Here is a 404-nt window from a genome sequence, read left to right as displayed (position 1 = left end):
CGTCCTGCGACGAAGGCCGCGTAGAGCTCCGACACCTCGCGCACCAGCACACCCATGGACCAGCCATCGGTGATGATGTGGTGCAGGCTCAGGAGGAGCACGTGCTCTTCGGCGGCGAGGCGGAAGAGCACCGCATGCAGCAGCGGTCCGTTCTCCAAGTCGAAGGGCCGACGGGCCTCCGCGTGCAGGCGCTCCTGGACTTGCTCCTCGCGGAGCGCCACGACGTCCAGGGGCAGCTCGAGCGTGGAGGCAATCTGCTGGAAGGGGCGGCCGTCCTGCTCGACGAAGGTGGTGCGCAGGGTTTCGTGGCGGCGCACCAGTTCGTTGAGGGCGGCGCGCAGGGCGGCGTCATCCAGCTGTCCGGAGAGGCGGACGGAGACGGAGACGTTGAGGGTGGCGCTGCC

Annotated in this window: 1 protein-coding gene; it reads right to left on the bottom strand. The window is 69.3% G+C overall.

What is annotated here, in order from left to right; translation table 11 throughout:
- On the bottom strand, positions 1-404 hold a 404-nt coding region (locus G4D86_RS51960), incomplete at both ends, for a condensation domain-containing protein (protein ID WP_164003123.1).

It is taken from the genome of Pyxidicoccus caerfyrddinensis, from assembly GCF_010894405.1.
Taxonomy (GTDB): domain Bacteria; phylum Myxococcota; class Myxococcia; order Myxococcales; family Myxococcaceae; genus Myxococcus; species Myxococcus caerfyrddinensis.
The sequence above is the reverse complement of the archived record's forward strand: the minus strand, read 5'-3'. Positions and strand labels throughout refer to the sequence as shown.